Here is a 24,428-nt window from a genome sequence, read left to right on the forward strand (position 1 = left end):
AAGGGATAGGATTACATTAACAAAAATCCACCCCGACCCTCCTTTTATAAAGGAGGGAGCAAAATCATTTGAAGAGACGCATTATGTCGTTATAAAATGCAAAGAACATTACAAACATGAGAAGCGCCATACCTGCAAGGTTGGCTATTTCACGCACGCGGATGCTCACCGCGCGTCTGGTTATCGCTTCGATTATGAGAAAGAAAATGTGTCCGCCGTCAAGTACCGGAATGGGCAGCAGATTCAGTATGCCGAGGTTTATACTGATAAGCGCCATGAACCCGAAAAATGCCACCGCGCCTGTTTCAGCCGATTCCTTCGCAAGCTGAACGATCATTATGGGACCGCCAAGGGAATCAGCAGGAACTACCTTCTGGAAGAGTTTGACCACGCCTGTGACCATTAGCACACTTACGTTATACGTCTGCTTTACCCCTTGCGAAACCGCCTGAGGAAACGCAAGGCTGACCTTCTCGTTCTTCTCTCCGCGCATCACGCCCATGCGTCCGACCTTAACAGCTTCACCGAAGATATTCTTATCTGTTACTGTCTGCGGGGTCACTGTGACCTCAAAGGTACGTCCGCCCCTGTCTATGCCGAGGACAACGGGCTTGCCGCCCTTGCCCTGTATATATTCGCTCATGTCGTCCCAGAACTTCATGCTCACTCCGTCAACGGATATGATCATGTCGCCCTTTGCAAGACCCGCCTGAGCCGCCGCAGAACCTTCCGTCACGCCGCCCACCTCTGTAAGAAATCGGGGCGTGCCGTGCATGAATATCGCTGCGTATATGACTATTGCCAGTATGAAGTTAAAGAAAGGTCCCGCGAAGACAATGAGGAACCTCTGAAAGATGCTTTTATTGTTAAAAGCTCTGTCTGCCTTGTCCTCGTCAACTTCGGAGTCGGGCTGTTCGCCGTACATCTTTACATATCCGCCGAGAGGTATCGCCGAAAGCGCATACTCTGTCTCGCCCTTCTGCCATTTGAAAAGCACGGGTCCGAAACCTATGGAAAAGCGCTCAACAAGTACGCCTGTGTATTTTGCAAGGAGGAAGTGTCCAAGCTCGTGTATGAAGATGAGAACACCCAGAAGGATGACAGCGGAAATTATACCCATTACCTATAAAACCTCTTTATTACCTTTTCGGACGCCTCCCTTGCCATTGCGTCGGCAGAGAGCACGTCAGCAATTTCCTCCGGTTCGGACGGCGCGCAAACGTCAAGAACTGCGGATATTACACCTGCGATATCCCTGTATTCTATCTGTCCGCCGATGAACTCGGCCACTGCGACTTCGTTAGCCGCATTCATTACTATCATAGGTGCGTTGCTGTCCTTTTTCAATACCTCAACGGCTATGCCGAGACACGGATATTTTTTCATATCCGGCTCGAAAAAGGTCAGACTGCCCACTTTTGCCAGATCTATCGGCCGAACGCCCGATTCCATCCTTTCGGGATAAGCCATTGCATAGGCTATGGGCGTGCGCATGTCCGGCTCTCCCATCTGGGCGATAAGGCTTCCGTCCTTAAATGATACGAAAGAGTGTACAACCGACTGCGGATGTATCACAACGCTCAGCATGGAAGGTTCTATATCAAAGAGGTATCTCGCCTCAATAAGTTCAAGTCCTTTGTTCATCATCGTGGCGCTGTCCACGGTTATCTTGCTCCCCATTGACCAGTTTGGATGTCTGAGCGCCTGCTCCAGCGTTACATATTCCAGAGCGTCCGCAGGCGTGTTACGGAATGCTCCGCCGCTTGCAGTTAAGGTCACTTTGTCAAGAAACCGCTTGTCCTGCCCATGAAGGCACTGAAAGATTGCGGAGTGTTCCGAATCCACAGGCAATATCTTTGCGCCTGTGCGCTTTGCCGCATCGAACAGAATACGTCCTGACGCAACAATTGATTCTTTATTTGCAAGGGCAAGTGTTATACCCCTTTTTACCGTTTCGTATGCATACACGGTTCCGGCAGCACCTACAGCCGCCAGAAGAACCATATCTATCTTTTCGTTGTCCAGAATCTTTAAGATTTCACATTCACCGGAGAGAATACCCTCCCCCGCAAGTCCTGTGGAACAGAGATATCTTGCGCCGCACTGCGCGCCTTGCTGTTTCAGCAGTTCCAGATTGCCATTACAGCTTATGAAAACAACTTCAAATTTATCGGGATTGCGGCTGATAACATCAAGAGCCTGTCTGCCGATGGAGCCTGTGGAGCCGATGATGCCGATTCTTTTCATGGATTACACTAGATATATAAGATAAAGATAAAGAACGGGAGCGCCGAACAGAAGTGAATCCACCCTGTCCAGTATGCCGCCGTGACCTGGTATGAGACTGCCGGAATCTTTAACGTTCGCCTTGCGTTTGAACATGGATTCCGCCAAATCGCCCACTATTCCAGCCGTCACCACCAGTATGCTGATGATTATACCGTGGATGGGTTTGAAATCCAGCAGAAGCCAGCTGTATGCAACGCCGACCGCCACGCCGCCGATATATGCAGCTATAACGCCTTCGATGCTCTTTTTAGGGCTTATCTTCTCATAAAGTTTGCGTCTTCCGAACCTGCACCCTACAAAATACGCGCTGGTGTCGCTCATCCATATAAGAACTATCAGAAAAAAGATATATGCGCCGTGGGCGTCCATCTTTCTCAGTAATATTATGAATGAAAACATAAGTGGTGCATAGAGAACAGACGTAAGCGTCCCGCCGACGCTGTCGAAGGTGTCCTTGAGTGCGTCCTCGGAAAACAGCTTTACGGTCATGGCAAGAAGCACAGTCACCAGCAGTGCGCCGGAGAAGAAACGAACGTCCGCAGTATATATGCCGTAGGGCAGTGAAACCGCGCCTATGTACGCAGGAAGGCTCATGACCTTAACGCCGCCGGCTTCAAGAATATCAATAAATTCGCGTGTGGAAAGCAGTATGATCACCAGCACAGCCAGAAAGAAGACAATATTGTCAAACTGATAGATGAAAGCGATTATAGGCGGTATGGCAACCAGTGAAGTCAGTATTCTTTTTTGTCTGTCGCTCACCTAATTACCCACCTGTTCGTCTGTCATTCCGAACCGTCTCACCCTGCCGGAAAAATCGGCGATTGCGCGGTCAAGTTCGGCTCTGTCAAAATCCGGCCACAGACATTCCGTAAAGAAAAATTCGCTGTATGCCGCGCGCCAAAGCATAAAGTTGCTTATGCGCTTCTCCCCGCTGGTGCGGATAACAAGGTCAACGTCCGGTATATCCGCATTATAAAGACAGGATGCCATAAGCTCCTGTGTGATGTCTTCGGTTTTTATCTTTCCTTCCGCAACCATCTGCGCCATTTTCTTAGCCGCATCCACAAGTTCGTTGCGTCCGCCGTAGCTGAGGGCAATGTTAAGCACCATCCCCGTGTTTTCAGCAAGGATGGATTCGGCGCTCTGGGTTATCTCCCTTGTTTTCGGAGGAAGGAGGTCAAGCCTGCCGGAGAAAACTATCTTTATGTTGTTCTCCTGCATCTTGTCCAGTTCCTTTTCCAGATACTTTTGCAGAAGATCCATGAGAAAGCCCACTTCCTCTTTGGGTCGCAGCCAGTTCTCCATGGAAAATGTGTAAAGAGTGAGATATGAAACGCCAATATCCGAACAATACCTTACAATCTCTGTGACAACCTCGGCTCCCCGCTTATGTCCGAAAATTCTTGGCAGACCTCTGGACTTTGCCCAGCGTCCGTTTCCGTCCATAATGATGGCGAGGTGTCTCGGTATGATGATATCAGCCACTAGATCTCCATGATCTCTTTTTCTTTCTCGCCTGTTATAACATCAACTTTCTTTATGAAATCATCTGTAGCAACCTGAATCTGCTCGATGAATTTTTTTCCGTCGTCTTCTGATACTTCTTTATCTTTTTCCATTTTTTTAATTCTTTCGTTTGCATCGCGTCTCAGGTTGCGAACAGCAACTTTAGTGTCCTCAGCCATTTTCTTAACGTGCTTAACAAGGTCTTTTCTGCGTTCTTCGGTAAGCTGGGGAACGGGGATGCGGATTATTTTGCCGTCGTTTGACGGATTAAAGCCCATGTTGGCGTTCTGGATAGCCTTTTCAATAGGGCTGATCATTGAAGTGTCCCAGGGAGAGACTGTTATAAGTCTGGGTTCCGGTGAGCTAAGTGTGGCAACGCCGGAAAGGGGTGTGGGAGAACCGTAGTAGTCAACTTTGATGTTGTCGAACATTGAAATTGAAGCTCTTCCCGTACGGATGGTCTTAAGCTCGTCTTTATAGTGCTGGATTGTTTTATCCATCTTGTCTTTCATATCTTTAACAACTGCTGCGCCCATTAAATTATCCCTCCACGATTGTTCCGATCTTCTCGCCCATGACAACCTTTTTCATGTTGCCTTTGCCGTAGATGTCGAAAACTATTATCGGTATTTTATTGTCCATACACATTGTTATCGCTGTTGAATCCATTACCTGAAGCCCTTTGTTGAGGACATCGAGGTACTGGATGCTTTCAAATTTGACTGCGTTTTTATCCTTTTTGGGGTCTGCGGTGTAAACACCGTCAACCTTTGTTGCCTTAAGAATGACCTGCGCATTAATTTCGGTTCCTCTGAGAGTTGCCGCAGTGTCAGTTGTGAAATATGGGTTTCCGGTACCCGCCGCAAAGATTACCACTCTGCTCTTTTCAAGGTGACGCATTGCGCGTCTTCTGATGAAGGGCTCGGCTATCTGGCGCATTTCAATCGCCGTCTGCACCCTTGTGGGTACGCCGACCTTTTCAAGTCCGTCCTGAAGCGCGAGAGAGTTGATAACGGTTGCCAGCATACCCATGTAGTCTGCCGTAACCCTGTCCATGTTTCGGGCTGTTCCCTGAATTCCTCTGAAAATGTTCCCGCCGCCGACAACAACGCCAATATTGACGCCCATATCAGCAACTTCTTTGATTTCGTTCACGATGAAATTAGCGGTTTTGAAATCTATGCCGTACTCTCCGTCACCCATGAGAGCCTCGCCGCTAAGTTTTAAAAGAATAGTATTGTATTTAACTTGCACGGTTTTTCACCTTGTTCTGAATTCTTTAATTATTACATATTATAACAGTTTAATCAATTCCTGTATTGCCGTTTCTCTATCTGATAGGTTTAAAAAATCTCTCAAACCTGTCGTATGCCGGATTCAAAAACCTGAACACACTGAGAGGGAATTTCGACCATGCGGAATTGTATTCCGGCGTTTTAAGCGACCAGTAGATAAGCACAGCTCTGCCTTTTATCGCCTTTTTATCAACAAAGCCCCAGAAGCGGCTGTCGTAGCTGTTGTCCCTGTTGTCGCCCATCATGAAATACTTGCCGGCAGGCACTGTGAACTGCGGGAAGTTATCCTTTGAAGAAAGCTCACCAGGCATTGACATCATGCCGTTCACCTGTTTGTATGCCTCAGGCTGCGCAACTCCGTTAACGTATATTGTCTTATCTTTAAGTTCAATTTTGTCACCCGGGGTGCCTATAACCCTTTTTATGAAATCCTTTGACGGATCAAGAGGGTACTCGAAAACAACCACATCCCCGCGATCAGGTCCCGAACCCAGATAAGACAGCCTGTTCAGCAGGATGAAATCGCCTTTAAGAAGCGTCCCCACCATGGATTCGGAAGGTATCTGGTATGTCTGGAGCAGAAGTCCCTTTATAACCATAGCAATGACAACCGCCACCACAAGGGAATCAAAGAAAGTATCTTTTTTAGCCTGTGGCGCTTTTGCCTCTTCTGCGGAATTTTTTACATCGTTTATGTCGTTCTTGCTCATTTGTCACCTAGTTTAAGCACTGCGAGGAAGGCTTCCTGCGGAATCTCCACGTTGCCCACACTCTTCATGCGTTTTTTACCTGCTTTCTGTTTCTCCAGCAGTTTTCTTTTTCGCGTTATATCGCCGCCGTAACATTTTGCCGTAACGTTCTTGCGGAATGCCTTAACGGTTGTCCTCGCAAGTATCTTGTTGCCCACCGCCGCCTGAATGGCGATGTCGAACATCTGCCTGTGGATAACGTCTTTAAGTTTGTCCGCCAGATCGCGTCCTTTATAAAAAGCCTGATCTTTATGCACTATAATTGAGAGCGCATCAACCTTGTCTTTGTTCAGAAGAATATCGAGTTTGACAAGATCGCCTCTGGCATAGCCAGCCACTTCATAGTCGAAAGACGCATAGCCTCTGGAAACGGATTTCAGCTTGTCATAGAAATCCATCACCACTTCCGCCAGCGGCAGAGTGTATTCAAGAATAGCTCTGGTCTTGCTGATGAACTTAATATTGTTCTGCATACCCCGTCTGGATATCAGCAGCTGTATTACGCCGCCTATGTATTCTTCCGGAAGGATCACTGTTGCCGCGATGACAGGTTCCTCTATCATCTCTATCTCTGTGGGGTCAGGCATACCTGCGGGGTTGTCGATCTCTATCACTTCACCATTTCGTTTAGTGATGCGATAAACCACTGTAGGTGCTGTACTTACGAGATCAAGATCGAACTCACGCTCAAGACGTTCCTGTATGATCTCCATATGCAGAAGACCGAGGAAACCGATGCGGTATCCGAAACCGAGAGCCGCGGAAGATTCCGCCTCATAGGTTATGGAACTGTCGTTCAGAGACAGTTTTTCCAGAGCATCGCGGAGGTCTTCATAATCTGCCGAGTCAACCGGATACATACCGCAGAACACCACCGGCTTAACTTTTTTAAATCCGGGGAAAGGTGTCTGGGTAGGTTTTCTGGGGTTAGTAACGGTATCGCCTATATCTATTTCGCGGATATCCTTGATGGAGGCGGTCATAAAACCCACCTCTCCCGCGCGGATAACGTCATTTTTCGTCGGTTTCGGAGTGAAATAGCCGACAGCATCAACAATGCGCTCCGCTTTGTTCGACATAAACTGTATCTTGTCCCCTGCGCGCAATTCGCCGTCTATGACGCGAAGAAGAACCACAACACCGAGGTAAGAATCGTACCATGAATCAACTATCATTGCCTTGAGCGGTTTAGCAACGTCGCCCACAGGTGCCGGTATCCTTTTGACGATAGCTTCGAGTATCTCTTTCGTCCCGATGTTCTCTTTGGCGCTGGCAAGCACAGCTTCGGTGGCGTCTATACCGATGATATCCTCTATCTCAGCCTTTACCTTGTCAGGTTCGGCGCTGGGGAGATCAATTTTATTCAGAACCGGAACAAGGTCAAGCTCCTGATCAACAGCCATATAAGCGTTTGCAATAGTCTGCGCCTCAACACCCTGCGCAGCGTCAACCACAAGAAGCGCGCCTTCGCATGCGGCAAGGCTTCTTGAAACTTCATAAGTGAAGTCAACGTGACCTGGCGTATCTATAAGGTTCAGCACATAGTTATTACCGTCGTCCGCCTTATAATTCAGGCGTATGGTCTGCGCTTTGACAGTGATGCCTCTCTCTCTTTCTATGTCCATACTGTCCAGTATCTGATCGCGCATCTGGCGTTTGTCCACTGCGGCAGTAAATTCGATCAGCCTGTCGGCAATGGTGGACTTACCGTGGTCAATGTGTGCTATGATACTGAAATTTCTGATATTTTCGTTTCCCATGTAACCTCTTGAAAAGCTGCGGTGCGGTCATTGCCGCCGTTTGAAAACATACGGGTTAAAAATACCTTATCCCCCGTATAAAAGACAAGCAAAAAAATAATACGCTATGATTTAACGATAAACGGAATCGTGCGTACTGACATCAATAAGAACGATTTCGTATTCAGAAACGTAAAATTCCATTGTTATTCTGTACTGTATATTGATACTGACTGAATACAGTTCTCTCTTACCAACTTTCAGTTTATGCAGACGTAGAGAATTATAATATGGATCAAGCGAAAGCAGTTTCAAAGTTTTTAAATATTGCTCACGCAGTTCAGGATGTTTTTTAATGAACTTTGACGCTTTCTTTTCGTATTCATCCGAATAAAATATTTTGTATATCATTCCGAGATACGCTTTAAGTGTTCTTCGGGAGTACCGAGATGGTACCTTCCGTTTTTGATATCATCCTCAACCTGTGCTATAGCATAATCGAGCTCAAGCTCTCTCAGTCTGTTGTAATGTTCCATAGATAAAACAACAAACTCATCCTTACCGCGAACACTGATGATTGTTTCGTCCTCTAAAACACCGACACCTTTGGTTTTAATATCATTTGCCGTAACTTTTGACATAATTCACCTCAACAATACTATTAATAGTACTTTTAATCATACTGTCAATAGTGTTATTTCACAAGTGAGTTGACGGAGAACAGAGGTTCCATGATAGAGATAACGATAAAACCGACGATGAGACCGATGAACATAATGAACACAGGCTCTATAATGGAGACGAATTTTGCCGTAAACTGCTCGGTTTTTCTGCTGTAATATACGTTAACACGCTCAAGCAGATCCGGCAGGTTACCGCTCCGTTCGCCTGTGGCGGCGGCGGCAACAAAAAGTTCCGTGAAAAGTCCGCTCTGGCTTACGCTGTCGGAAAATTTCTTACCTGCGGCAACACTTTCCGCGATATCCATAACAGCCTGACCGACATAGATATTCGCGATACCGGGGGCAGTGTTTCTAAGTGCCTCAACAAGGGGAAGACCCTCGCGGAGCTGGAAGCTGAGAACGTGGGAAAGTCTTGAAGCTGTAGCGTCTTTTACAATGCTCAGCCTGTAAAGCCGCTGATCTATGTACATACGGAATTTTCCCTTTATCGCGTAGTATCTTGTGAATACAGACACGCATACCATTATGAACAGGAACAAGAGAAGCCCGTAATGCTGTAAAAGATTGGACATGAACAGCAGAAATTTTGTGGAAGCCGGGATATCCGCCCCTGCGCTTTCAAATATGCTTTGAAGTTTCGGGACAACGAACGCAAGCATGAAACCCACAACACCCAGCCCCATGGTAAGAACCACTGTGGGGTAGATCATAGCGCCGGTAAGCTTTTCGCCCGCTTTCTTCCTGTCCTCTTCAAACTTTGAAATATCCATGAGAACAGTGGACAGCCTGCCCACTTTTTCAGAGGTTCTGATAAGGTGAACGTAAAGCTCGCCGAAAAGTTTTTTATGCGCATCCATGGCGTCGGAGAATTTCTTACCGCCTGATACCTTTTCGCACATGTCAGTGAGCGCATCCTTGGTCTTCTTGTCATGAACGGACAGAGCGGTTACAGACAGGGCTTTCGTAAGCTGTATGCCGCTTGAAAGAAGTATGGAGAGCTGGAAGAACACGTCCGCCAGCGGTTTTTTTCTGAAAGAGAAGGAGAATCTGGAAGGCTTATCGGTCGCGTCCTTTATGCCGGATATCAGGAGCCCGTCTGCCATGAGTTTTGACAGAGCTGTATTCTTACCCGATGCTTCAACACGTCCTTTGACCTTTTTTCCCTGTTTGTCGATGCCCTCGTAAGAAAAAACAGGCATTACTTGGCACCTATAACGGCAACTATCTCACCCGCACAGGTGATGCCTTCGGAAACAAGGTCGTGTCCGTGGAACACGAACGGTTTGTATCCGCTCTTTGCCGCCTCTTTGGCTATCTCCGAAGCGTCCGCCTTGGCGTTTATCAGCCTGCGGATGCCGTCGGTAATGGTGACCATTTCAAATACACCTACCCTGCCTGCGAATCCTGTATGCATACATTCGTCACAGCCAACGGGTTCATATATATGTTTGGGCAGCTTGCCTGCCGGTTCAAAGAATTCTTTAACGTATTTTTCAGGCTCAACCTCTTTCTTACAATGGGGGCAGAGCTTTCTGACCAGACGCTGACCTATTACAGTAACCAGCGCAGAGGACAGCAGGAAAGGCTCAACGTCCATATCCAGCATCCTTGCAACAGCTGTAGGGGCGTTGTTGGTGTGCAAAGTTGAAAGCACAAGGTGACCTGTCAGTGCTGCCTGAACGGCGGCGGAAGCTGTCTCCTTGTCCCTGATCTCACCGATAAGAATGACATCCGGATCCTGTCTGAGGAAGGCACGCACTGCGGATGCAAATGTGATATCCACCGTGCGGTTCACCTGAACCTGAGTTATCTTCTCCATGTGGTATTCCACCGGATCCTCAATCGTCATTATGTTTGTATCGTCGCTTATCATCTCGGAAAGCGCCGAGTAAAGGGTCGTGGTCTTACCTGAACCTGTGGGACCTGTAACAAGTATGATACCGTTGGGACGTTTTATAGCTTTTCTGAAATCGGGAAGCATACTTTCCGGCATACCCGTTTTTTCCAGAGTTACCATCGTTTTCGATTTTTCAAGTATTCTCAGAACCGCTTTTTCGCCTGTAACTGACGGAACGGTTGAAACCCTTATATCCACGTCGCGGTTACCGATGCGGATGTTGATACGTCCGTCCTGCGCTTTTCTGGTCTCTGCAACGTCAAGGTCGGACATGACTTTTATACGCGCAATAACCGATTCCTGCAAACTTTTGGGGAATTCCCTGATAGTAGCCAGTTTTCCGTCGATACGGAAACGCACGGCAAATCTGCCCGTAAGTCCTTCAAAGTGGATATCACTGGCGCCTGACTTAACAGCTTTGATGACTGTGCTGTTCACAAGCCTGATAATAGGCGCGTCATCGTATGAAGCGGCAAGTATGTCGTCCGCCCCTTCGATATCCTGAATATCACCCTGAAATTCGTCAGAGCGGGAGGATTCCAGAGCTTCAAGGATAGACAGAATTCTCTGTTTATCAGCTTCTTCCGTTTCCAGCTTCTCTCCGGAGGCAAAAAGAAGATGTCTTGCCTTAGCAAGACCCGCCGCACTGCTGTAAAGCATAACGGCATCGTCTCCTATCCTTTCCGGCGCAAAGTCCGCACGATCCGGATATTTCAGATAAAGTTCAACCAGTTTAGCGTAATCCATTACTTGAACTCTTTTCTCATCTTTTCATCAATCTGTTTTTTGAAATCCATTGATTCCTGATGCTTGCTTTCAGTCAGCTTGGCTGCATCTTCATGAGTTTTAATTATGTGAGCCGAAATAAAGACCATCATATTGGTTTTTTCATAGTTGGTAGATCTGTTTTTGAACAGCCAGCCGATAACAGGCAGTCTTGAAAGTCCTGGAATAGCGGAATCACTTCTGTCGCTGTCGTCTTTAAGCAAGCCCGAAATCACGACCATTGAACCGTCTTTCAGCTTAACCCTTGTTTTAGTGTTTCTGGTAAGGGTAATAGGAGAAGTTGAACTCGCAGAGCCTTCCGCAACCTTCTTAACTTCCTGCTCTATCTTAAGAGTAACCGAATCGTCGGATGTTATCTGAGGAACTATTTTCAGCTTAACGCCCACATCGTTGTATTCATATGACTGAACGGGGTTGTTGTTCGAGTCGTATTTTGTGCTGGTAAGGAAGGGTCTGTTTTCACCCACGAAAACTTCAGCCTCTTCGTTGTCCAGAGTGAGTATCTGCGGGTTTGAAAGGATGTTTATACCGCTTGCGGTTTCTATAAAGTTAATAAGCATACCAATGGTCGGGAAATTCAAACCCTGATATGTAATGGTGTCACCGAGAACACCAAGGTTAAATCCTGTACTGAGTGACGTTGTGTCTCCGTTTGCAAGTCCCATAAGAGAATTGTTCTCGCCGACAAAACCGATGGTTCCTGCTGTGTTTCCGTTACCGACCGAACCCTGCCACTCAACGCCGAACTGGTTACCGTTGTCCAGTGTGGTTTCAAGGATAAGCGCCTCAACATAGACCTGACGTCTGGGAACATCCAGTTTCTTTATAAGATCATCTATCTTGCCGTAAAGTTCCTGATCCCCGAAAACAACTATTGAGTTTGTCGCGGCGTCAAATGTCACGGATGATTTAACTTTTTCGGTTTTTTTAGCTCCGTCTGCTCCTGTTGTAGTCTGAGCAAGAGTACCTGTCAGGGTGTTAAGAACCTTATCCACGTCCTCAGCGTTTGCGTTTTTCAGATAGAACACTCTGGGAGCGTTAAAGCTGCCCGGTTTCTGCGTGTCAAGCTGGGCGACGATAGTGTTTATCCTTTCAAAATCGTTGTCCAGAGACGCAACAAGTATAATATTGGCATAATCGTCGGCGACTATAACCGGATCGGTTGCTATAAGGCTCTTCTTCTCCATGTCTGCGAATAGTTTTGTCATTTTGTCCGCAACGTTGGAAGCAGAAGCGTTATGTATCGGTATGGCGCGGACAGTGAAGTTTTCCGCGCGCTGGTCGAGTTTGTCTATGAATGAGCGTATCTTGACTATTCTCGATACGCGGTCTCTAACAACGATTGCGTTTATACTTTTAATAACCTCGGCATATCCGCCCTTCGACTTCATCTTGTTCAGTGCGTTTGCAAGAACCCTTGCATCGAAATTTTTTGGGTGGATAACGGTGGTGATGAGGGCGTTCGCTTCGCCTGTTCCGGTGGAATCATCGGCATCCATGAAATCAGCCTGCTTGACTATCTCATAGTAGTTTCCTCTGTCCACAAGTTCAAATCCGTTTGCGCGCAGCGTGGAGGCAAATATATCTATGATATCGGATGAACGTACCTGCGTGGCGGAATCAATACTGACCTTGCCTTTAAGAGCGGTCTTATCGTATACAAAATTCTTTTTGGTGAATTCTGAAACGAACGTAACGAAATCCGTAAGCTCCATATCGCTGAAATTAACATTGAAGCCTGCGTTTGCCGATCCGACGGCAAAAAGCAGTATTATCAGTACAAACTTTCTGATCAGGTTCATCCTTTTATCTCCACATATATGGTCTTTTTCTGCTGGGCTCTTTCTATGTCAAGCGTAAGCGCGCTCAGATTCTCTGCGTTTGAAAGGGTATCAAAAAATACGGTGGGGTTCTTAAGATCTTTTCCGTTAAGGCGGATAATGACATCACCGGATATGAGTCCCATCTGTACCAGAGCGGAATCCGGTCTGATTCTGGAAAGACGGTATCCGACAAATTTTCCCCCGCGATCGTATGGGTTTATGGCAACCGATTTCATAACTGAATTTATATTGGACAGCTTTTCAATGACAGTTTTTCTGGGTATGCTTCTTCTGTCCACTCCGTCCGGAACGGATGCAGTTGAAGCAGATGAAGATTTATCCTGATTCTGCCCCGCCATAGGGTCTTTTATATCAAGTGTAAGCTTAAAGCGTTTTCCGTTCTGTTCAAGTTCGACCTCGGTCTCTCCTGCCGAAACAAGAAGGATTCCCTCTTTTTCAAATCCCTGCCTGAGAACAAGGTTTTTGCCGTCCGGTTTTTTAAGGATGGCGAAGGACTCTCCTGTTCCTTTAAGAACACCGACCAGTTTGAAAGCGTTTGTATCCTGAGCGGGTGCGCCGTCAGGGTTCACCGAAGGCTCGAAGCCGACAGCATCCAGAGTGCCTTTAACAGACGCTATTTCCGCTTTAAAAATGTTTTTCTGAAGGATAAATTCGGTATCAGGCTCGTTGCTGACATTAAGACGCGCGCCTCTGCCCTCTGCACCAAGTGAAACGTTGGCAGTGGTGCGGTACTGTAAAAAACCTGTCACAGACCAGGCAATAAACACTCCTGCCGCAACAGGATAGATAAGATAGTTATAATTTATTTTCATCATTCCGCTTTTTCCGCATAGGTCAGGTGTCAGACAACCGCTGCATTGAGATTATATATACTATGAAGAAAGATTGCAAAGGAAACTCTTCCCGTTCTGTCATATAAAATACCTATTAAGAGCGATGGTGCCAAAACCATAAGCCCGTGTTCAGCTCCCCAGCCCACCATATGAACACCGGCAAACAACAGAGATGTCACAAGGTTTGCTCCGGAAACACCTAAGTACATTGAAGTTATTCTCTTTTTCAGCCAGTTATGTAAAAATCCGCGGAAGAAAAATTCTTCGGCAACAGGTGCCAGATAAAAAAAAACGATTAACATATACAGCGAAGGAATAACGACCCTTCCGTTTAAAAGACCGCAGCCCTATCCACAAAAAACCCAAAAAAATAAAAAACAAAAGCAGCTTTATATCTGTCTTTAGCACAGGGCTTACTGATGATTGGTTCAAGTTCGCCCCGCCGTCATTAATATATGTCATGACAAATCATCTATTGAATATGGGCGGTTTGTCAAATATAATAACTGCGGCAATAAAAACAGTTTTGATTGAGGTGTAGAATGAGAAACAACAAGGGCTTTACCATCATCGAGATACTTGTGGTGCTTGTCATCCTCGGTATTCTCGGTACGCTTCTGGTTCCCAAGATAATCGACAAACCCGACGAAGCCAGAGTTACGAGGGCTAAACTGGACATAAAAGCTATCGAATCAGCTCTTAAGATGTATAAACTGGAAAACAGTATCTACCCTACCACTGAACAGGGGCTTGAGGCTCTTGTAAAAGAAACCACCATTGATCCCGTTCCCACAAATTTCAAAAAAGGCGGATACCTTGACGAACTCCCCAAAGACCCGTGGGGTGGCGACTATGTGTACACAAGCCCCGGCGACAATGACCGCGACTATGAGATAGTCAGCTACGGAGCCGACAGGAAAGAGGGCGGCGAAGGCGTCAGTGCGGATATAAAGAGCTTTAATGACACTGAAGAATAACACCCGCGGCTTCACCCTTGTGGAGCTTCTGGTTGTAATGGTTATTATAGGTCTCGGGTTCGTCTCCCTGTCGCCGTCACTGGCTGACAGAACCGTGAAAAGCGGCGGGGACGAATCCTTTTTCAACGACATCATAAAATCACAGTTAAAGGCTGCAAAAGATCTTAACCGACAGGTGTTCATAAAAGGAACGCTCGGCACCGACAGCCTTGTTCTGTCCGACGGTACCTCTGTGACCATTCCTTTGGGTAAAGTTGACAAGGTGAAGGTCAACGACAAAAATGTCAACGGTATCGAATACAATATATATTTCTATCCCGACGGCATCTTTGACGATTTTGAAATTGACATGTCAGACGGCAAGATTGTGGAATCCTATCCCATGATAGCCACGGCGGTGATTAAATGAACAGCAGAGGTTTCACTCTGATTGAGATACTCATAGCGCTTGCAATTCTCTCCTTAAGCATGCTCGGCATTTACAGACTGACCTTCGTATCCCTTAACGCTTCGGAATATTCCGTTCGCAAGGCATATGTGAACGAAGCAGGCTATCTGCGCGTGCTGGAACAGCTCAACTATCCGGGCAGGAATTTTAACGAAACTAAAGCCATGCCCGACGGAACAAAAATCAAATTTACCGTTGAATCGGGAGCGGCTCTTTACTCCGGTGTGGACGAGATAAAACTCACCTGCGAGGCAAAGGACGCAAAATCGGTGTATTACTACTATGAAGCGCAATAATAAAGGCTTCACCCTGATAGAGATGCTGATCGCCCTCCTCATCTCCGCATTTGTTGTGATGGGGGTCTATTCTCTGTTCAATTCCGTTATAAATTCAAAAGAGGCGATTGAAAAGAGCAACAGGGTAAACACCCTTCTGATGTCCGCCAGAAGACTTTTCAAACCGGATCTGCTCCAGCTTTATCAGAACTCCCTGTCAATAAACAACGGCGGTAAAAACGCTGTACTTAAGTTCACCAGTCTGAACAGCATCAAGCTGGACCGCGCACTTCCCGTTGATATAACATATTATGTAGACGACGACGGCTGGCTTATCCGCAAAGAGGAGCAGACCGATCTTGGCTATACATGGGAACTGAGACTTCTGCCTGAGATAACGGATTTCACTGTCTATTCCCACAACGGATACCGTTTCACCGAGGACTATGACAACACGGACACCATCATTCAGGTGTCATTTAAATATAAGGATATCCCTGTTGAATTTGTTGCCGGTTGCGGGTTTACCGCAAAAGGACTTACAGAAGCGGCAGAATCTGCATCGAGCAGCACTTCAACCACAAGCAGCAGTTCCACAGCAACATCAGACGATTCTCCTTCTGACATGGCGGAATAGAAATGAAAAACAACAAAGGCTCCGTTCTTATTTTTGTGCTTATATTCATTGCCTTCGGTGCATCCGTGGCAATATATATTTATGAGAAGAGTATGGAGGATTTTACAGGGGTCACCGACGACTTTTATGAAAACCAGTCCCACATATACGCGATGTCTGCCGTAACCGCTGTTGAGAAGGTGCTGGAAGACGACGACAACTCATACGATACACGCGAGGAGGACTGGGCAATAATACCTCTCGTAGAGGTACCCTACGGGGATATATCAATATCCGTTACCCCTGTGAACGCAAAGATACCGCTGAACGATATGGTGGAAAGCAAGTCTTACGACGCGGAAAGATTCAAAACCGCCTGCGAAAATGTTATAGAGGAAGAGAGCATCACCGACATCGACTGCGCGGAGATACTGGACTATATAGACACTGACAGCGACACAACCGTAGGCGGAAATGAAAGCGGCAGATATGAATATTCCGGTATGGAATTCAACACAAAAAATGCGCCCCTTGAAACTATGAACGAGCTTCGCATACTCACCGAAAATCCCGACGATTACAACAAACTCTTAAAATATTTTACGGCTCTGGACGACGGAAACGCCATAAACCTTAATTTCGCATCGGCAGAAACCATAAAAATGTTCCTTCCGGAGCTGGAAGACTATGCAGAGCAGATCGCAGACTATACAAAGACCGACGAGATTAAGGACGTTTCAAACATACAGCAGGAATTCGGCGTTCCTGCTGACGTTTATCTGACAGTTCTTCCGTACATAACCGTAAAAAGCACTTTATTTTATGTAAGGGTTGAGATAACCTTAAACGATGTTCCCCGTTATTACCATGCTCTGGTGAGCAAAGAGGGAGCAAGCACGAAAGTCATCAGATTTATGGCAGGTTTAGATGGATACTACTACTAGCACAGTACTCCTGACGGGAGGTTCCGATTTCTTTCTGCTGACGGACGCGGCAAAAACTCCGGTTGAAAAGTCCGCCGTTCTTTCGATGAAATCCGGATATAACCTGATCATCGACGACACGTCCTTCTTTTACACAGGGATGGAATTTCCGCAGGCACCGAAAAGAAAAACAGATATGTTCATACGCAACTATCTGTCTTCACAGTTTCCGGCGGAACTCACTTCCAACTTCGCATACATGAAAAAGGGAGACAACTTCCTGATATGCATGTTTAAGCCTGATCTCGCAGAGAACAGTGAGGTCATGTCCGTTCTGAACAGAGCGGGCAGAATAACAAGCCCCATGGCAATTCGCTACGGCACGACAGACACATTTGTACACACCTATGCCGACACATCCATACAATCCGAAGACGGCATAATAACCCATATAGAAAAACAGGGGCAGAACTCGCCTAAACCTACACAGGTTCCGTCATCATCCGCACTGACAGTCCCTTTTGTCAAAGCACCTAATGCCACTCTGGGCGAATATAAAACACCGCTGACAGTGCTTGTTTTGTGCTATGTCCTTTTCGTTCTCGGTCTGTGGTTCCGCTACGAATATCACGACAACAAAGTGCAGCGGGCGCAGGCGATGCTGAACAGGATATACCAGCAGGCAAAAGTAGCGGACACACCCAATCCCTACGGAATGTTAAAATCAAAAGCGGAAAAAGCGGGAGGCGGGTCTTCTTTTCAAACTCTTGCTGTCATCGAACAGATAAGCCGTGCGCAATCTGAAAGGATAACCGCAACGTCCATCGACATAAAAAACAGAAGTGTCGTCTATGAGGGAAAAACTTCGGACTACGCGTTCATAGAAGATTTCCGCAAACAGCTTAAAAAAGAGATCGGTAAGGAAATCAATCTGCTCGACACCAAAAAACAGGATGGCGGAGATATCGCCTTTACATTGAGGTTTCAACAGTGAACAGAGACAAACTTGCACTAACAGCACTGGTATGCGGAATATTGTTCCTCGTATTCTACTGGACGTACACAGCTTTCAGCTCTGCTACGGCTAAGGCCGACACGGCTTATAACGATACAATCGAAAAAACCGGAAAGGCTCTGGATTACTACATGCAGACCCTCAGAGCGCCTGTGCAGAATCCGAAGGTTGAAACAGGTCTTCTGAGCTTCATTGAAAGCAGTGCGGAAGCGCTGGGGCTTTCAAACCGTCTCGGCGATATGAAACCCATAAACGTACAGGGTGGCGAATCCGTCTCTTTCCGTATTGACAGCGTAACCGGTGACGAAGCTGTCAGCTTCATCCGTATCCTTGAAGGCAGATCGAACATAAAGCTCAACAGCGTTAAATTAAGTAAAAGATTTGATAATGAAAAACGCCTTAACCTGGTGATACAGGCCGAGAAATCATGAATAGAATACTGATATCGGTCGGCGTATTCATACTGGTTTTCGCAGCTTCTCTGTGGATATTCTTTCCTTTCGGTTCATACATAGAAACCATGGCGGCGCAATCTGCCAAAAACATGGGACTACGTATGAAATATGAAGGCATGTCATCAGGCATATTTTCAACAGAGCTTACTGGCGTTTCTATAAATGACAAGGAAATAGGTGATTTTACGTTTCACCACACACCGCTGACGCTTCTGACGAAACATATGAGCATTGACGTGAAAGGCATCTATAACGCCAAGGCGAAGATATCCGATTCGGACATGGAATTTGACGTTACGACCAGCGGCGCGGCTCTGGACTTCATAAAAGAACCCGTCTCTCTGAAAGGAAATGTTAACCTTAAGGGCAAAATAGATACCAAAACGGACGTATCGCAGATCACAGCAAACGTTGACAAAATGCTTCTTAAAACGCCTCTGGGCGAGATGCCTTTTGAAAACATCACAACCGACATTGAGGCAAAAGGCAAGATAATAACCATAAATAAGTTACGTTCAGACGACAAAACAGAGCTTAATATGCAGGGCAGAGTCAGGCTGAACAAACTGAACATAGTTAATTCAAACGTGGATCTCCAAGGTACCATAAAGCTTGCAGGGCAAAAACAGACTATCTCCATCAGGGGAGATGTAGACAATCTGCACCCAATGCTGGGCGGCGCAGGTGATTCAGCACCTGAGGATGACGAGTAAGTTTTTTCTCCATCCATCAATATTTACAAACCGAACTGACCAAAAGCCTTCCGTGTCCACGCAAGCGGGGTTCATCCTGAAACCTGTATTTAATTCAATCTCATTTAAACAGTTGGAGGTATTCCCCGTAACCTTCCTTTTCCAGGTTTTCTTTCGGTATGAAGCGCAGAGCCGCAGAGTTTATGCAGTAGCGCATACCGCCCTTATCTTTCGGACCGTCTTCAAAAACATGCCCAAGGTGAGAATCGCCGTATTTGCTGCGCACTTCCGTACGTTTTGAAAACAGTTTAAAGTCACTCTTTTCAGTAACCATGCTTTTATCAATGGGTTTTGTGAAGCTCGGCCATCCTGTGCCGGAATCAAACTTGTCCCTTGAGCTGAAAAGCGGTTCACCTGTGGCTATATCAACATAGATACCGTCTTTATGGTTGTCCCAGTATTCATTGTTGAACGGGCGTTCTGTCCCTTCCTGCTGAGTAACGCTGTATTGAAGGGGAGTAAGCTTTTTCTTAAGTTCGCTTTCCGCCGGTTTGTTATATTTCTTATTCACTTTCTTCTCCTCTTTTCCCCATGTGCGCTCTATGTATCCCGCTCTGCCGGAGCCGACTTTATATCTGTCATAATGATCCTTGTTGGTGCGGAAATAATCCTGATGATAGTTTTCTGCAACATAGAATTTTTTAGCGGGAAGAATTGCGGTCGCAATGGGTGATTTGAACTTGCCCGATTTTCCGAGCGCATCCTTTGACTTTTCAGCCACAGCCTTTTGCTGAGGGGTTGTGTAGAACACTGCCGTGAGATACTGGGTGCCGCGGTCGGCAAACTGTCCGCCGTCGTCTGTCGGGTCAATATTCTTCCAGAATATCTCAAGAAGCCGTTCATATTTTACCTTCGCAGGGTCGTAAATTACGCGCACAGCTTCGTAATGCCCTGTTTTACCTGACGAAACCTGCTCATATGTCGGGTTTTCAGTTTTGCCTCCGGTATATCCTGCGGAAACGTCCTTAACTCCGTCCAGAAACGAAAAAGGAGGCTCCATACACCAGAAACAGCCTCCTGCAAATATCGCAGTTTCATACTTCGCCGCGTTTGCCGAGGGTGCAACACAGAACATCATAAGCATCGGTATTATATATTTTGAATATCTCATAGACACCTCATATGAACTAAGATAGCTTTGACGCAAAAAAGTCCTATAGTTTTTTATCCTATGAAAAACATAATATTGAGATCAATTTTCTTTTTGTTTGAGCGTACCTTGTAAAAATAAAATGAATATTTCCACATTTTTCTCAAATTATCTGTAACCTTTGTTCTCCCCGTCCGTTATGAAAGTACAAACACCCTATAGATACAAGGAGACATACAATGAGAAAAATTATTGCAGTTTTAACAGTGGCTATGATGGTTCTGGCAGCGGGACAGGCACTCGCTAGAGGCGGCATGGGCGGACATGGCGGCGGAAACGGACACGGCGGTTCTTCTTCATCAGGAGGCTCTTCATCAGGAGGCTCTTCATCAGGTGGTTCCTCCTCCGGTGGTTCCTCCTCCGGTGGCTCATCTTCAGGCGGCGGCTCTCCTTCATCTGGAGGCAGCTCTTCATCTGGCGGACATGGCGACGGCACAGGCACACACTCCATGGACGGAACGGGTCTCGGCAGTATGTACAACCATGACATAAACCACCCCGCCACAGACGACGACACCACTGACGAAACAACAACAGAAACTGATCCTTCTTTCTCAATGTAGTGAGAAACATTTGGCGGGGGCTTCCGCCCCCGCTATAATAAGCATATGAAACACAACACAGCACTGACGGCTTTTTTTGAACAGAACAGGCAAAAGCTTTTTGCCTATCTGGTAAGACTTTCCGGAGACACCCACGAAGCGGAGGACGTCTTTCAGGACACGTTTATCAGATATGCGCAGTCCTATCCTGATCAGCAAAATCCGGCACTGCTTTTCACAGTGGCAAAGAGCATTTTTCTTGACGGCAGACGCAGACACAGGTTTTCCGAAATGCCGGAAGGGTTTGAACCGACTGATGAACAAAGCCCCGAAAGCATTGTGATGTGCCGACAGGCACAGAACAGGCTTAAAACTGCCATGAACAGTCTTCCGCAGGAAGAACGGGAACTCCTTGCAATGGCAGGAGGGGAAGGACTGAAATACGATGAGATAGCAAAGGCGGCGGGGATATCCGTTGCCAATGTTAAGGTCAGGGTACACAGAGCAAGACAACGCCTGCGTTCCTTACTGGAGGTTTCCGATGGATGACAGAGATTTACTTATAAGCCAGTATATCGACAACGAACTGAGCCTTGAAGAAAAGGCTGAATTTGTCAAAGAGATAAATATTGACGATGCTTTCTGCGCCGAAACACTCTCTATGCTGGACAGTGAGCTTCTCATGGCGGGCATGATACCTGATGCGCCCCCTGTTCCTGAGATAAAGCCAAAACGCGGACGCATCCTCACACCGGCGTCGGTTATGTCATTCACAGCGCTGGCAGCGTCACTTCTGGTTGCTTTCAAAGTTTTCATGTTTACGCCGGAGGCAGCACAGCAGCCGACCGACAGATACAGATTTGTCATACACGTTCCCGAAGCGCAGCATGTTGCCCTTGCCGGAAGTTTCTCCGACTGGCAGAGTATAGACATGCGTCCGGTGGGCAACGGATACTGGCAGGTCAGCGTTCCTCTGGAAAAGGGCGAATATACTTACACATACATACTTGACGGAAAAATAAAAATAGCCGACCCTGCTTCACCTGCGAAACAGGTTGACGATTTCGGCGGAGAAAACTCCGTAATAACCATAGGGAGCGATATCTGAAATATTTCACGATTCTGCTCGTTATCTTTATGACAGGCTGCGCAGCGGCCGAATTTAAAACGGAAGGCTCTGTAATGAAGGGATATTTCCGTGTAAAAGACGCGAACAGCGTAGCGTTCTACTCGTCTTCAGACGGGTTCACAAAGAACGAAGCCGTTAAAGACGGCAAAAAATGGACGGTGACAGTGCCTAAAAACGGCGAATTCACCTATTACCTCGAAAAAGACGGCGAAATCTACGTCCCTGACTGCGAAATGAAACAGCAGGACGATTTCGGCGGAACCGTCTGTGTTTATCAGGAGGATTGAAATGAAGTTTCTGGCAATATGCATCATGATGCTGACAGCCGCAACGGCGTTTGCCGATATATACGATGACCTTGGGCGCACTGCCGAGAAGAACGGTGCGGAAAAGACGCTGACGGCAAAGCTTACGGAACGCACCAGAGAGGCGAAATATTCTCAGGAAAGCATTTCCGCCATTGAGAACGCACTGAGCGTGCAGATAGGCATGTCCGCAACAAGAGTCAGCGAAAAGGTGCTTGAGGGAATAGCAAAACGCGTTCAACAGCAGGCGGTTGCAAACGCCGCGCTTAAAGTAAGAGCGCGCTATGAAACGGCATACGCAGTTGCTAAACAGGTCGGATTAAAGGGCAAACAGGCGGAAAACACGGCAGACATAGCCGCGGACGCTCTGGCGGCAGGTGCAAACGAAGCATCTATGATAAAAACAGCTAAACGCCTCTCCGCAATGCAGAAGGAAAAAGAACAGTACACTGTAGCAGTGATGGCATTCTACAGGGATATGCTCCGCTACGGGGTAAAAGAAACAACAGCGGCGAGCATAGCCGACGAATCTCTGAACAATCTGTCTGCGGAACAGATAACCGAATACAGACATCATTTCATGAAAAATGCGGGGAACAACGCCCAGAGTATGGCGGAATCCATGTGTGACAGTATTGAACACGGAAATTCTGCATCTTCAATGGGTTCAGGAGGACACAGCGGAAGCGGCGGACATAGCTCCGGCGGAAGCGGAACAGGCGGCGGTTCAGGCGGCGGCGGACATGGCGGTGGCGGTGGACACGGAGGACAGCACTGAGGTGCGCAATCCTCCGCGTATATATAAAAGGGAGTTATTCTTCATTTCCTCCCAATACCTTGAACAGTTCAACCCGGTTGTTTTTTTTCACTCAGCCGGAGTGAGATCAAAGTTTGTTGAGCGCTGTAAAGTGACCGCTGACTGTCAAGGGTCTCCAGATAGCTGTCAACGCCATTGCGGTAGCGTGCTTCCGACAGGGTGTAGCTTTTTTCATAGGATTTCACCAGACTTTGCTGCGCGTCCATCTGCTCGCCTATATGTCTGCGGAAAGAAAGAGCATCTGCAACCTCACTGAAAGCGGTCTGTATGGTCTTTTCATAATCTGCAACCTCTATTTTCTTCGATATTTCAGCTACGTCCAGAGAGGCTTTCAACGACCCGGCATTGAAGATCGGCACCGAAACTGACGGCACGAAAGACCAGACCTCTGATCCTGAACTGAAAAGGTTTGTCAGCGATGAACTGGCGATTCCTGCTGAAGCCGTCAGCGAGATTGACGGAAAGAATGCCGCACGGGCTGCACCGATATCCGCATTTGCCGCCTTTAGAGTATGTTCAGCCGACAGAACGTCAGGTCGTTTAAGAAGAATCTCAGAAGGCATGTCAGCAGGCACAGCCGCCAAGGTTACGTCTGACGGGCTTTCAACCGAATCCGGCAGAAGTTCTTTGGAAACGGCAGTGCCGACAACCAGATTGAGCGCGTTAAGGGACTGCTCAAGAAGAACGCTGTAATTCGCTACATCAACCCTTGCACTGTCAACGGTTGCCTGTATCTGGGCAAGATCGAGTGAGGAAACAAGCCCGTACTCCTTTTTGGCGTTCGTAAGGGACAGGGTTTTCTCTCTGCTTTCCAGAGTCTTTTTCGCAAGATTCAACTGCTGCTGGTAAGCGCCGTATGCAAGCCAGTCCGAAGCGACCTCGGCAATAAGGCTTATTCTGGTGCTTCTCTGGGTCTCCGATGTGGCGAAGTAGCTTTCAAGGGCTTCGTTTTTGAGGCTTCTGACTTTTCCGAACAGATCCAGTTCCCAGCTACTGAATCCAACCGACGCCTCTGCGGATCGGCTGACCGAGGTTGAATTTCCCGAACCTGTCAGGCTGCGTGCCGCACTGTTTGAAACGCTCGCGTCAATGCTCGGAAACAGATCGGCTTCCTGTATGCGGTAAGTCGCCCTCGCCTTTTCAATATTCAGCACAGCAGTGCGTAAATCCCTGTTATTTTCAAGGGCAAGCTCTATTGTTGACTGTAGTTTTTTATCTGCAAAAACATCACGCCAGCCCATTTCATTAACGGAAACAGTTCCCTTGTCCGCTTTTTCGTTATTGAACGAAGCGGGAACCGGAGATTCCGGACGGCGGTATTCCGGTGCCATAGTTGCACACCCGACCAGACTGAAGGCTATCATACACGCAAGGATTGATCTTCTGTATATTGCTTTCAT

The 24,428-nt window shown here is 47.0% G+C and carries 29 protein-coding genes and 1 pseudogene; 13 read left to right on the plus strand and 17 right to left on the minus strand.

Annotated features, from left to right (window positions below):
• Positions 1–64 precede the first annotated feature (64 nt).
• From rseP to mrtJ, 15 genes are all read right to left on the minus strand, one after another.
• Positions 65–1,120, minus strand: coding sequence for an RIP metalloprotease RseP (rseP, locus tag LRY47_RS13500; protein WP_295226305.1), 1,056 nt, complete (start codon positions 1,118–1,120; stop codon positions 65–67).
• Positions 1,120–2,247: a 1-deoxy-D-xylulose-5-phosphate reductoisomerase gene (dxr, locus tag LRY47_RS13505; protein WP_295226307.1), complete on the minus strand. Its 1,128-nt coding sequence runs from the start codon at positions 2,245–2,247 to the stop codon at positions 1,120–1,122. The genes rseP and dxr overlap by 1 nt, the downstream gene beginning before the upstream one ends.
• A 3-nt stretch (positions 2,248–2,250) precedes the next feature.
• Entirely contained in the window at positions 2,251–3,051 is an 801-nt protein-coding gene (locus LRY47_RS13510) for a phosphatidate cytidylyltransferase (RefSeq protein ID WP_295226309.1), read from the minus strand.
• Positions 3,052–3,777 (minus strand): isoprenyl transferase, encoded by a 726-nt coding sequence (locus LRY47_RS13515; protein ID WP_295226311.1) that lies wholly within the window; start codon positions 3,775–3,777, stop codon positions 3,052–3,054.
• Entirely contained in the window at positions 3,777–4,334 is a 558-nt protein-coding gene (frr, locus tag LRY47_RS13520; RefSeq protein WP_295226313.1) for a ribosome recycling factor, read from the minus strand. The genes LRY47_RS13515 and frr overlap by 1 nt, the downstream gene beginning before the upstream one ends.
• A 4-nt stretch (positions 4,335–4,338) precedes the next feature.
• Positions 4,339–5,052 (minus strand): UMP kinase, encoded by a 714-nt coding sequence (pyrH, locus tag LRY47_RS13525; RefSeq protein WP_295226315.1) that lies wholly within the window; start codon positions 5,050–5,052, stop codon positions 4,339–4,341.
• Between the two features lie 76 nt (positions 5,053–5,128).
• Complete coding sequence (lepB, locus tag LRY47_RS13530; RefSeq protein WP_295226317.1) at positions 5,129–5,803, minus strand: signal peptidase I; 675 nt, start codon at positions 5,801–5,803, stop codon at positions 5,129–5,131.
• Positions 5,800–7,602, minus strand: coding sequence for a translation elongation factor 4 (gene lepA, locus LRY47_RS13535; RefSeq protein WP_295226319.1), 1,803 nt, complete (start codon positions 7,600–7,602; stop codon positions 5,800–5,802). The genes lepB and lepA overlap by 4 nt, the downstream gene beginning before the upstream one ends.
• Positions 7,603–7,713: 111 nt before the next feature.
• Positions 7,714–7,992: a plasmid stabilization protein gene (locus tag LRY47_RS13540; RefSeq protein ID WP_295226321.1), complete on the minus strand. Its 279-nt coding sequence runs from the start codon at positions 7,990–7,992 to the stop codon at positions 7,714–7,716.
• Positions 7,989–8,222, minus strand: a complete 234-nt coding sequence (locus tag LRY47_RS13545) for a type II toxin-antitoxin system prevent-host-death family antitoxin (protein WP_295226323.1) — start codon at positions 8,220–8,222, stop codon at positions 7,989–7,991. The genes LRY47_RS13540 and LRY47_RS13545 overlap by 4 nt, the downstream gene beginning before the upstream one ends.
• 53 nt (positions 8,223–8,275) lie before the next feature.
• Positions 8,276–9,463 carry a type II secretion system F family protein gene (locus LRY47_RS13550; RefSeq protein WP_295226325.1) on the minus strand — a complete coding sequence of 396 codons (1,188 nt, stop codon included), beginning with the start codon at positions 9,461–9,463 and terminating at the stop codon, positions 8,276–8,278.
• Positions 9,463–10,908 (minus strand): GspE/PulE family protein, encoded by a 1,446-nt coding sequence (locus LRY47_RS13555; RefSeq protein WP_295226327.1) that lies wholly within the window; start codon positions 10,906–10,908, stop codon positions 9,463–9,465. The genes LRY47_RS13550 and LRY47_RS13555 overlap by 1 nt, the downstream gene beginning before the upstream one ends.
• Entirely contained in the window at positions 10,908–12,749 is a 1,842-nt protein-coding gene (gspD, locus tag LRY47_RS13560; protein WP_295226328.1) for a type II secretion system secretin GspD, read from the minus strand. Before gspD ends, LRY47_RS13555 begins: the two co-directional genes overlap by 1 nt.
• On the minus strand, positions 12,746–13,603 hold the full coding sequence (locus LRY47_RS13565) for a hypothetical protein (protein WP_295226330.1): 858 nt from the start codon (positions 13,601–13,603) through the stop codon (positions 12,746–12,748). The genes gspD and LRY47_RS13565 overlap by 4 nt, the downstream gene beginning before the upstream one ends.
• Before the next feature lie 29 nt (positions 13,604–13,632).
• Positions 13,633–13,926 carry a JDVT-CTERM system glutamic-type intramembrane protease gene (mrtJ, locus tag LRY47_RS13570; RefSeq protein ID WP_295226332.1) on the minus strand — a complete coding sequence of 98 codons (294 nt, stop codon included), beginning with the start codon at positions 13,924–13,926 and terminating at the stop codon, positions 13,633–13,635.
• Between the two features lie 240 nt (positions 13,927–14,166).
• On the opposite strand from mrtJ, the gene gspG reads away from it, so the two are divergent.
• From gspG to LRY47_RS13610, 8 genes are read left to right on the plus strand one after another with little or no spacing between them, the layout of a single operon-like run.
• Positions 14,167–14,601, plus strand: a complete 435-nt coding sequence (gspG, locus tag LRY47_RS13575; protein ID WP_295226334.1) for a type II secretion system major pseudopilin GspG — start codon at positions 14,167–14,169, stop codon at positions 14,599–14,601.
• On the plus strand, positions 14,585–15,010 hold the full coding sequence (locus tag LRY47_RS13580; protein ID WP_295226336.1) for a type II secretion system protein: 426 nt from the start codon (positions 14,585–14,587) through the stop codon (positions 15,008–15,010). The genes gspG and LRY47_RS13580 overlap by 17 nt, the downstream gene beginning before the upstream one ends.
• Positions 15,007–15,345 carry a prepilin-type N-terminal cleavage/methylation domain-containing protein gene (locus LRY47_RS13585; RefSeq protein WP_295226338.1) on the plus strand — a complete coding sequence of 113 codons (339 nt, stop codon included), beginning with the start codon at positions 15,007–15,009 and terminating at the stop codon, positions 15,343–15,345. The genes LRY47_RS13580 and LRY47_RS13585 overlap by 4 nt, the downstream gene beginning before the upstream one ends.
• Positions 15,332–15,961 carry a prepilin-type N-terminal cleavage/methylation domain-containing protein gene (locus LRY47_RS13590; RefSeq protein WP_295226340.1) on the plus strand — a complete coding sequence of 210 codons (630 nt, stop codon included), beginning with the start codon at positions 15,332–15,334 and terminating at the stop codon, positions 15,959–15,961. Before LRY47_RS13585 ends, LRY47_RS13590 begins: the two co-directional genes overlap by 14 nt.
• Positions 15,962–15,963: 2 nt before the next feature.
• On the plus strand, positions 15,964–16,884 hold the full coding sequence (locus LRY47_RS13595) for a type II secretion system protein GspK (protein WP_295226342.1): 921 nt from the start codon (positions 15,964–15,966) through the stop codon (positions 16,882–16,884).
• Positions 16,868–17,857: a hypothetical protein gene (locus tag LRY47_RS13600; RefSeq protein ID WP_295226343.1), complete on the plus strand. Its 990-nt coding sequence runs from the start codon at positions 16,868–16,870 to the stop codon at positions 17,855–17,857. Before LRY47_RS13595 ends, LRY47_RS13600 begins: the two co-directional genes overlap by 17 nt.
• Entirely contained in the window at positions 17,854–18,309 is a 456-nt protein-coding gene (locus LRY47_RS13605; RefSeq protein WP_295226344.1) for a hypothetical protein, read from the plus strand. The genes LRY47_RS13600 and LRY47_RS13605 overlap by 4 nt, the downstream gene beginning before the upstream one ends.
• Positions 18,306–19,046 carry a hypothetical protein gene (locus LRY47_RS13610; RefSeq protein WP_295226345.1) on the plus strand — a complete coding sequence of 247 codons (741 nt, stop codon included), beginning with the start codon at positions 18,306–18,308 and terminating at the stop codon, positions 19,044–19,046. Before LRY47_RS13605 ends, LRY47_RS13610 begins: the two co-directional genes overlap by 4 nt.
• A 100-nt stretch (positions 19,047–19,146) precedes the next feature.
• On the opposite strand, the gene msrB is transcribed toward LRY47_RS13610, so the two are convergent.
• Entirely contained in the window at positions 19,147–20,160 is a 1,014-nt protein-coding gene (gene msrB, locus LRY47_RS13615) for a peptide-methionine (R)-S-oxide reductase MsrB (RefSeq protein WP_366043872.1), read from the minus strand.
• 254 nt (positions 20,161–20,414) lie between these two features.
• Here msrB and LRY47_RS13620 point away from each other — a divergent pair, with 254 nt between their 5' ends.
• Genes LRY47_RS13620 through LRY47_RS13640 form a run of 5 tightly spaced genes read left to right on the plus strand, consistent with a single transcriptional unit; the run spans position 20,415 to position 22,989 of the window.
• A complete protein-coding gene (locus LRY47_RS13620; RefSeq protein ID WP_295226349.1) occupies positions 20,415–20,798 on the plus strand; it encodes a hypothetical protein in 384 nt (127 codons plus the stop codon).
• 45 nt (positions 20,799–20,843) lie between these two features.
• Positions 20,844–21,326, plus strand: coding sequence for an RNA polymerase sigma factor (locus LRY47_RS13625; protein ID WP_295226351.1), 483 nt, complete (start codon positions 20,844–20,846; stop codon positions 21,324–21,326).
• Positions 21,319–21,885: a hypothetical protein gene (locus tag LRY47_RS13630; RefSeq protein ID WP_295226354.1), complete on the plus strand. Its 567-nt coding sequence runs from the start codon at positions 21,319–21,321 to the stop codon at positions 21,883–21,885. Before LRY47_RS13625 ends, LRY47_RS13630 begins: the two co-directional genes overlap by 8 nt.
• A gap of 29 nt (positions 21,886–21,914) precedes the next feature.
• Positions 21,915–22,193 (plus strand): hypothetical protein, encoded by a 279-nt coding sequence (locus LRY47_RS13635; RefSeq protein WP_295226356.1) that lies wholly within the window; start codon positions 21,915–21,917, stop codon positions 22,191–22,193.
• A 1-nt stretch (position 22,194) separates the two neighbouring features.
• The gene (locus LRY47_RS13640) at positions 22,195–22,989 is read left to right on the plus strand and encodes a hypothetical protein (RefSeq protein ID WP_295226359.1); all 795 of its coding nucleotides are present in this window, start codon (positions 22,195–22,197) and stop codon (positions 22,987–22,989) included.
• Positions 22,990–23,023: 34 nt separating this feature from the next.
• Here the strand turns inward: LRY47_RS13640 and LRY47_RS13645 are convergent.
• Positions 23,024–24,428: pseudogene (locus LRY47_RS13645) on the minus strand (efflux transporter outer membrane subunit).

Origin of the sequence: Seleniivibrio sp., from assembly GCF_021209385.1 — a bacterium.
Lineage (GTDB): Bacteria > Chrysiogenota > Deferribacteres > Deferribacterales > Geovibrionaceae > Seleniivibrio.

Bases quoted from the DNA above. Each gene is read 5' to 3' on its own strand.
- rseP (WP_295226305.1), bottom strand. From the start codon at position 1,120: ATGGGTATAATTTCCGCTGTCATCCTTCTGGGTGTTCTCATCTTCATA.
- dxr (WP_295226307.1), bottom strand. From the start codon at position 2,247: ATGAAAAGAATCGGCATCATCGGCTCCACAGGCTCCATCGGCAGACAG.
- frr (WP_295226313.1), bottom strand. From the start codon at position 4,334: ATGGGCGCAGCAGTTGTTAAAGATATGAAAGACAAGATGGATAAAACA.
- lepB (WP_295226317.1), bottom strand. From the start codon at position 5,803: ATGAGCAAGAACGACATAAACGATGTAAAAAATTCCGCAGAAGAGGCA.
- lepA (WP_295226319.1), bottom strand. From the start codon at position 7,602: ATGGGAAACGAAAATATCAGAAATTTCAGTATCATAGCACACATTGAC.
- LRY47_RS13540 (WP_295226321.1), bottom strand. From the start codon at position 7,992: ATGATATACAAAATATTTTATTCGGATGAATACGAAAAGAAAGCGTCA.
- LRY47_RS13545 (WP_295226323.1), bottom strand. From the start codon at position 8,222: ATGTCAAAAGTTACGGCAAATGATATTAAAACCAAAGGTGTCGGTGTT.
- LRY47_RS13550 (WP_295226325.1), bottom strand. From the start codon at position 9,463: ATGCCTGTTTTTTCTTACGAGGGCATCGACAAACAGGGAAAAAAGGTC.
- LRY47_RS13555 (WP_295226327.1), bottom strand. From the start codon at position 10,908: ATGGATTACGCTAAACTGGTTGAACTTTATCTGAAATATCCGGATCGT.
- gspD (WP_295226328.1), bottom strand. From the start codon at position 12,749: ATGAACCTGATCAGAAAGTTTGTACTGATAATACTGCTTTTTGCCGTC.
- LRY47_RS13565 (WP_295226330.1), bottom strand. From the start codon at position 13,603: ATGAAAATAAATTATAACTATCTTATCTATCCTGTTGCGGCAGGAGTG.
- mrtJ (WP_295226332.1), bottom strand. From the start codon at position 13,926: ATGTTAATCGTTTTTTTTTATCTGGCACCTGTTGCCGAAGAATTTTTC.
- gspG (WP_295226334.1), top strand. From the start codon at position 14,167: ATGAGAAACAACAAGGGCTTTACCATCATCGAGATACTTGTGGTGCTT.
- LRY47_RS13580 (WP_295226336.1), top strand. From the start codon at position 14,585: ATGACACTGAAGAATAACACCCGCGGCTTCACCCTTGTGGAGCTTCTG.
- LRY47_RS13585 (WP_295226338.1), top strand. From the start codon at position 15,007: ATGAACAGCAGAGGTTTCACTCTGATTGAGATACTCATAGCGCTTGCA.
- LRY47_RS13590 (WP_295226340.1), top strand. From the start codon at position 15,332: ATGAAGCGCAATAATAAAGGCTTCACCCTGATAGAGATGCTGATCGCC.
- LRY47_RS13595 (WP_295226342.1), top strand. From the start codon at position 15,964: ATGAAAAACAACAAAGGCTCCGTTCTTATTTTTGTGCTTATATTCATT.
- LRY47_RS13600 (WP_295226343.1), top strand. From the start codon at position 16,868: ATGGATACTACTACTAGCACAGTACTCCTGACGGGAGGTTCCGATTTC.
- LRY47_RS13610 (WP_295226345.1), top strand. From the start codon at position 18,306: ATGAATAGAATACTGATATCGGTCGGCGTATTCATACTGGTTTTCGCA.
- msrB (WP_366043872.1), bottom strand. From the start codon at position 20,160: ATGTTCTGTGTTGCACCCTCGGCAAACGCGGCGAAGTATGAAACTGCG.
- LRY47_RS13620 (WP_295226349.1), top strand. From the start codon at position 20,415: ATGAGAAAAATTATTGCAGTTTTAACAGTGGCTATGATGGTTCTGGCA.
- LRY47_RS13625 (WP_295226351.1), top strand. From the start codon at position 20,844: ATGAAACACAACACAGCACTGACGGCTTTTTTTGAACAGAACAGGCAA.
- LRY47_RS13630 (WP_295226354.1), top strand. From the start codon at position 21,319: ATGGATGACAGAGATTTACTTATAAGCCAGTATATCGACAACGAACTG.
- LRY47_RS13635 (WP_295226356.1), top strand. From the start codon at position 21,915: ATGACAGGCTGCGCAGCGGCCGAATTTAAAACGGAAGGCTCTGTAATG.
- LRY47_RS13640 (WP_295226359.1), top strand. From the start codon at position 22,195: ATGAAGTTTCTGGCAATATGCATCATGATGCTGACAGCCGCAACGGCG.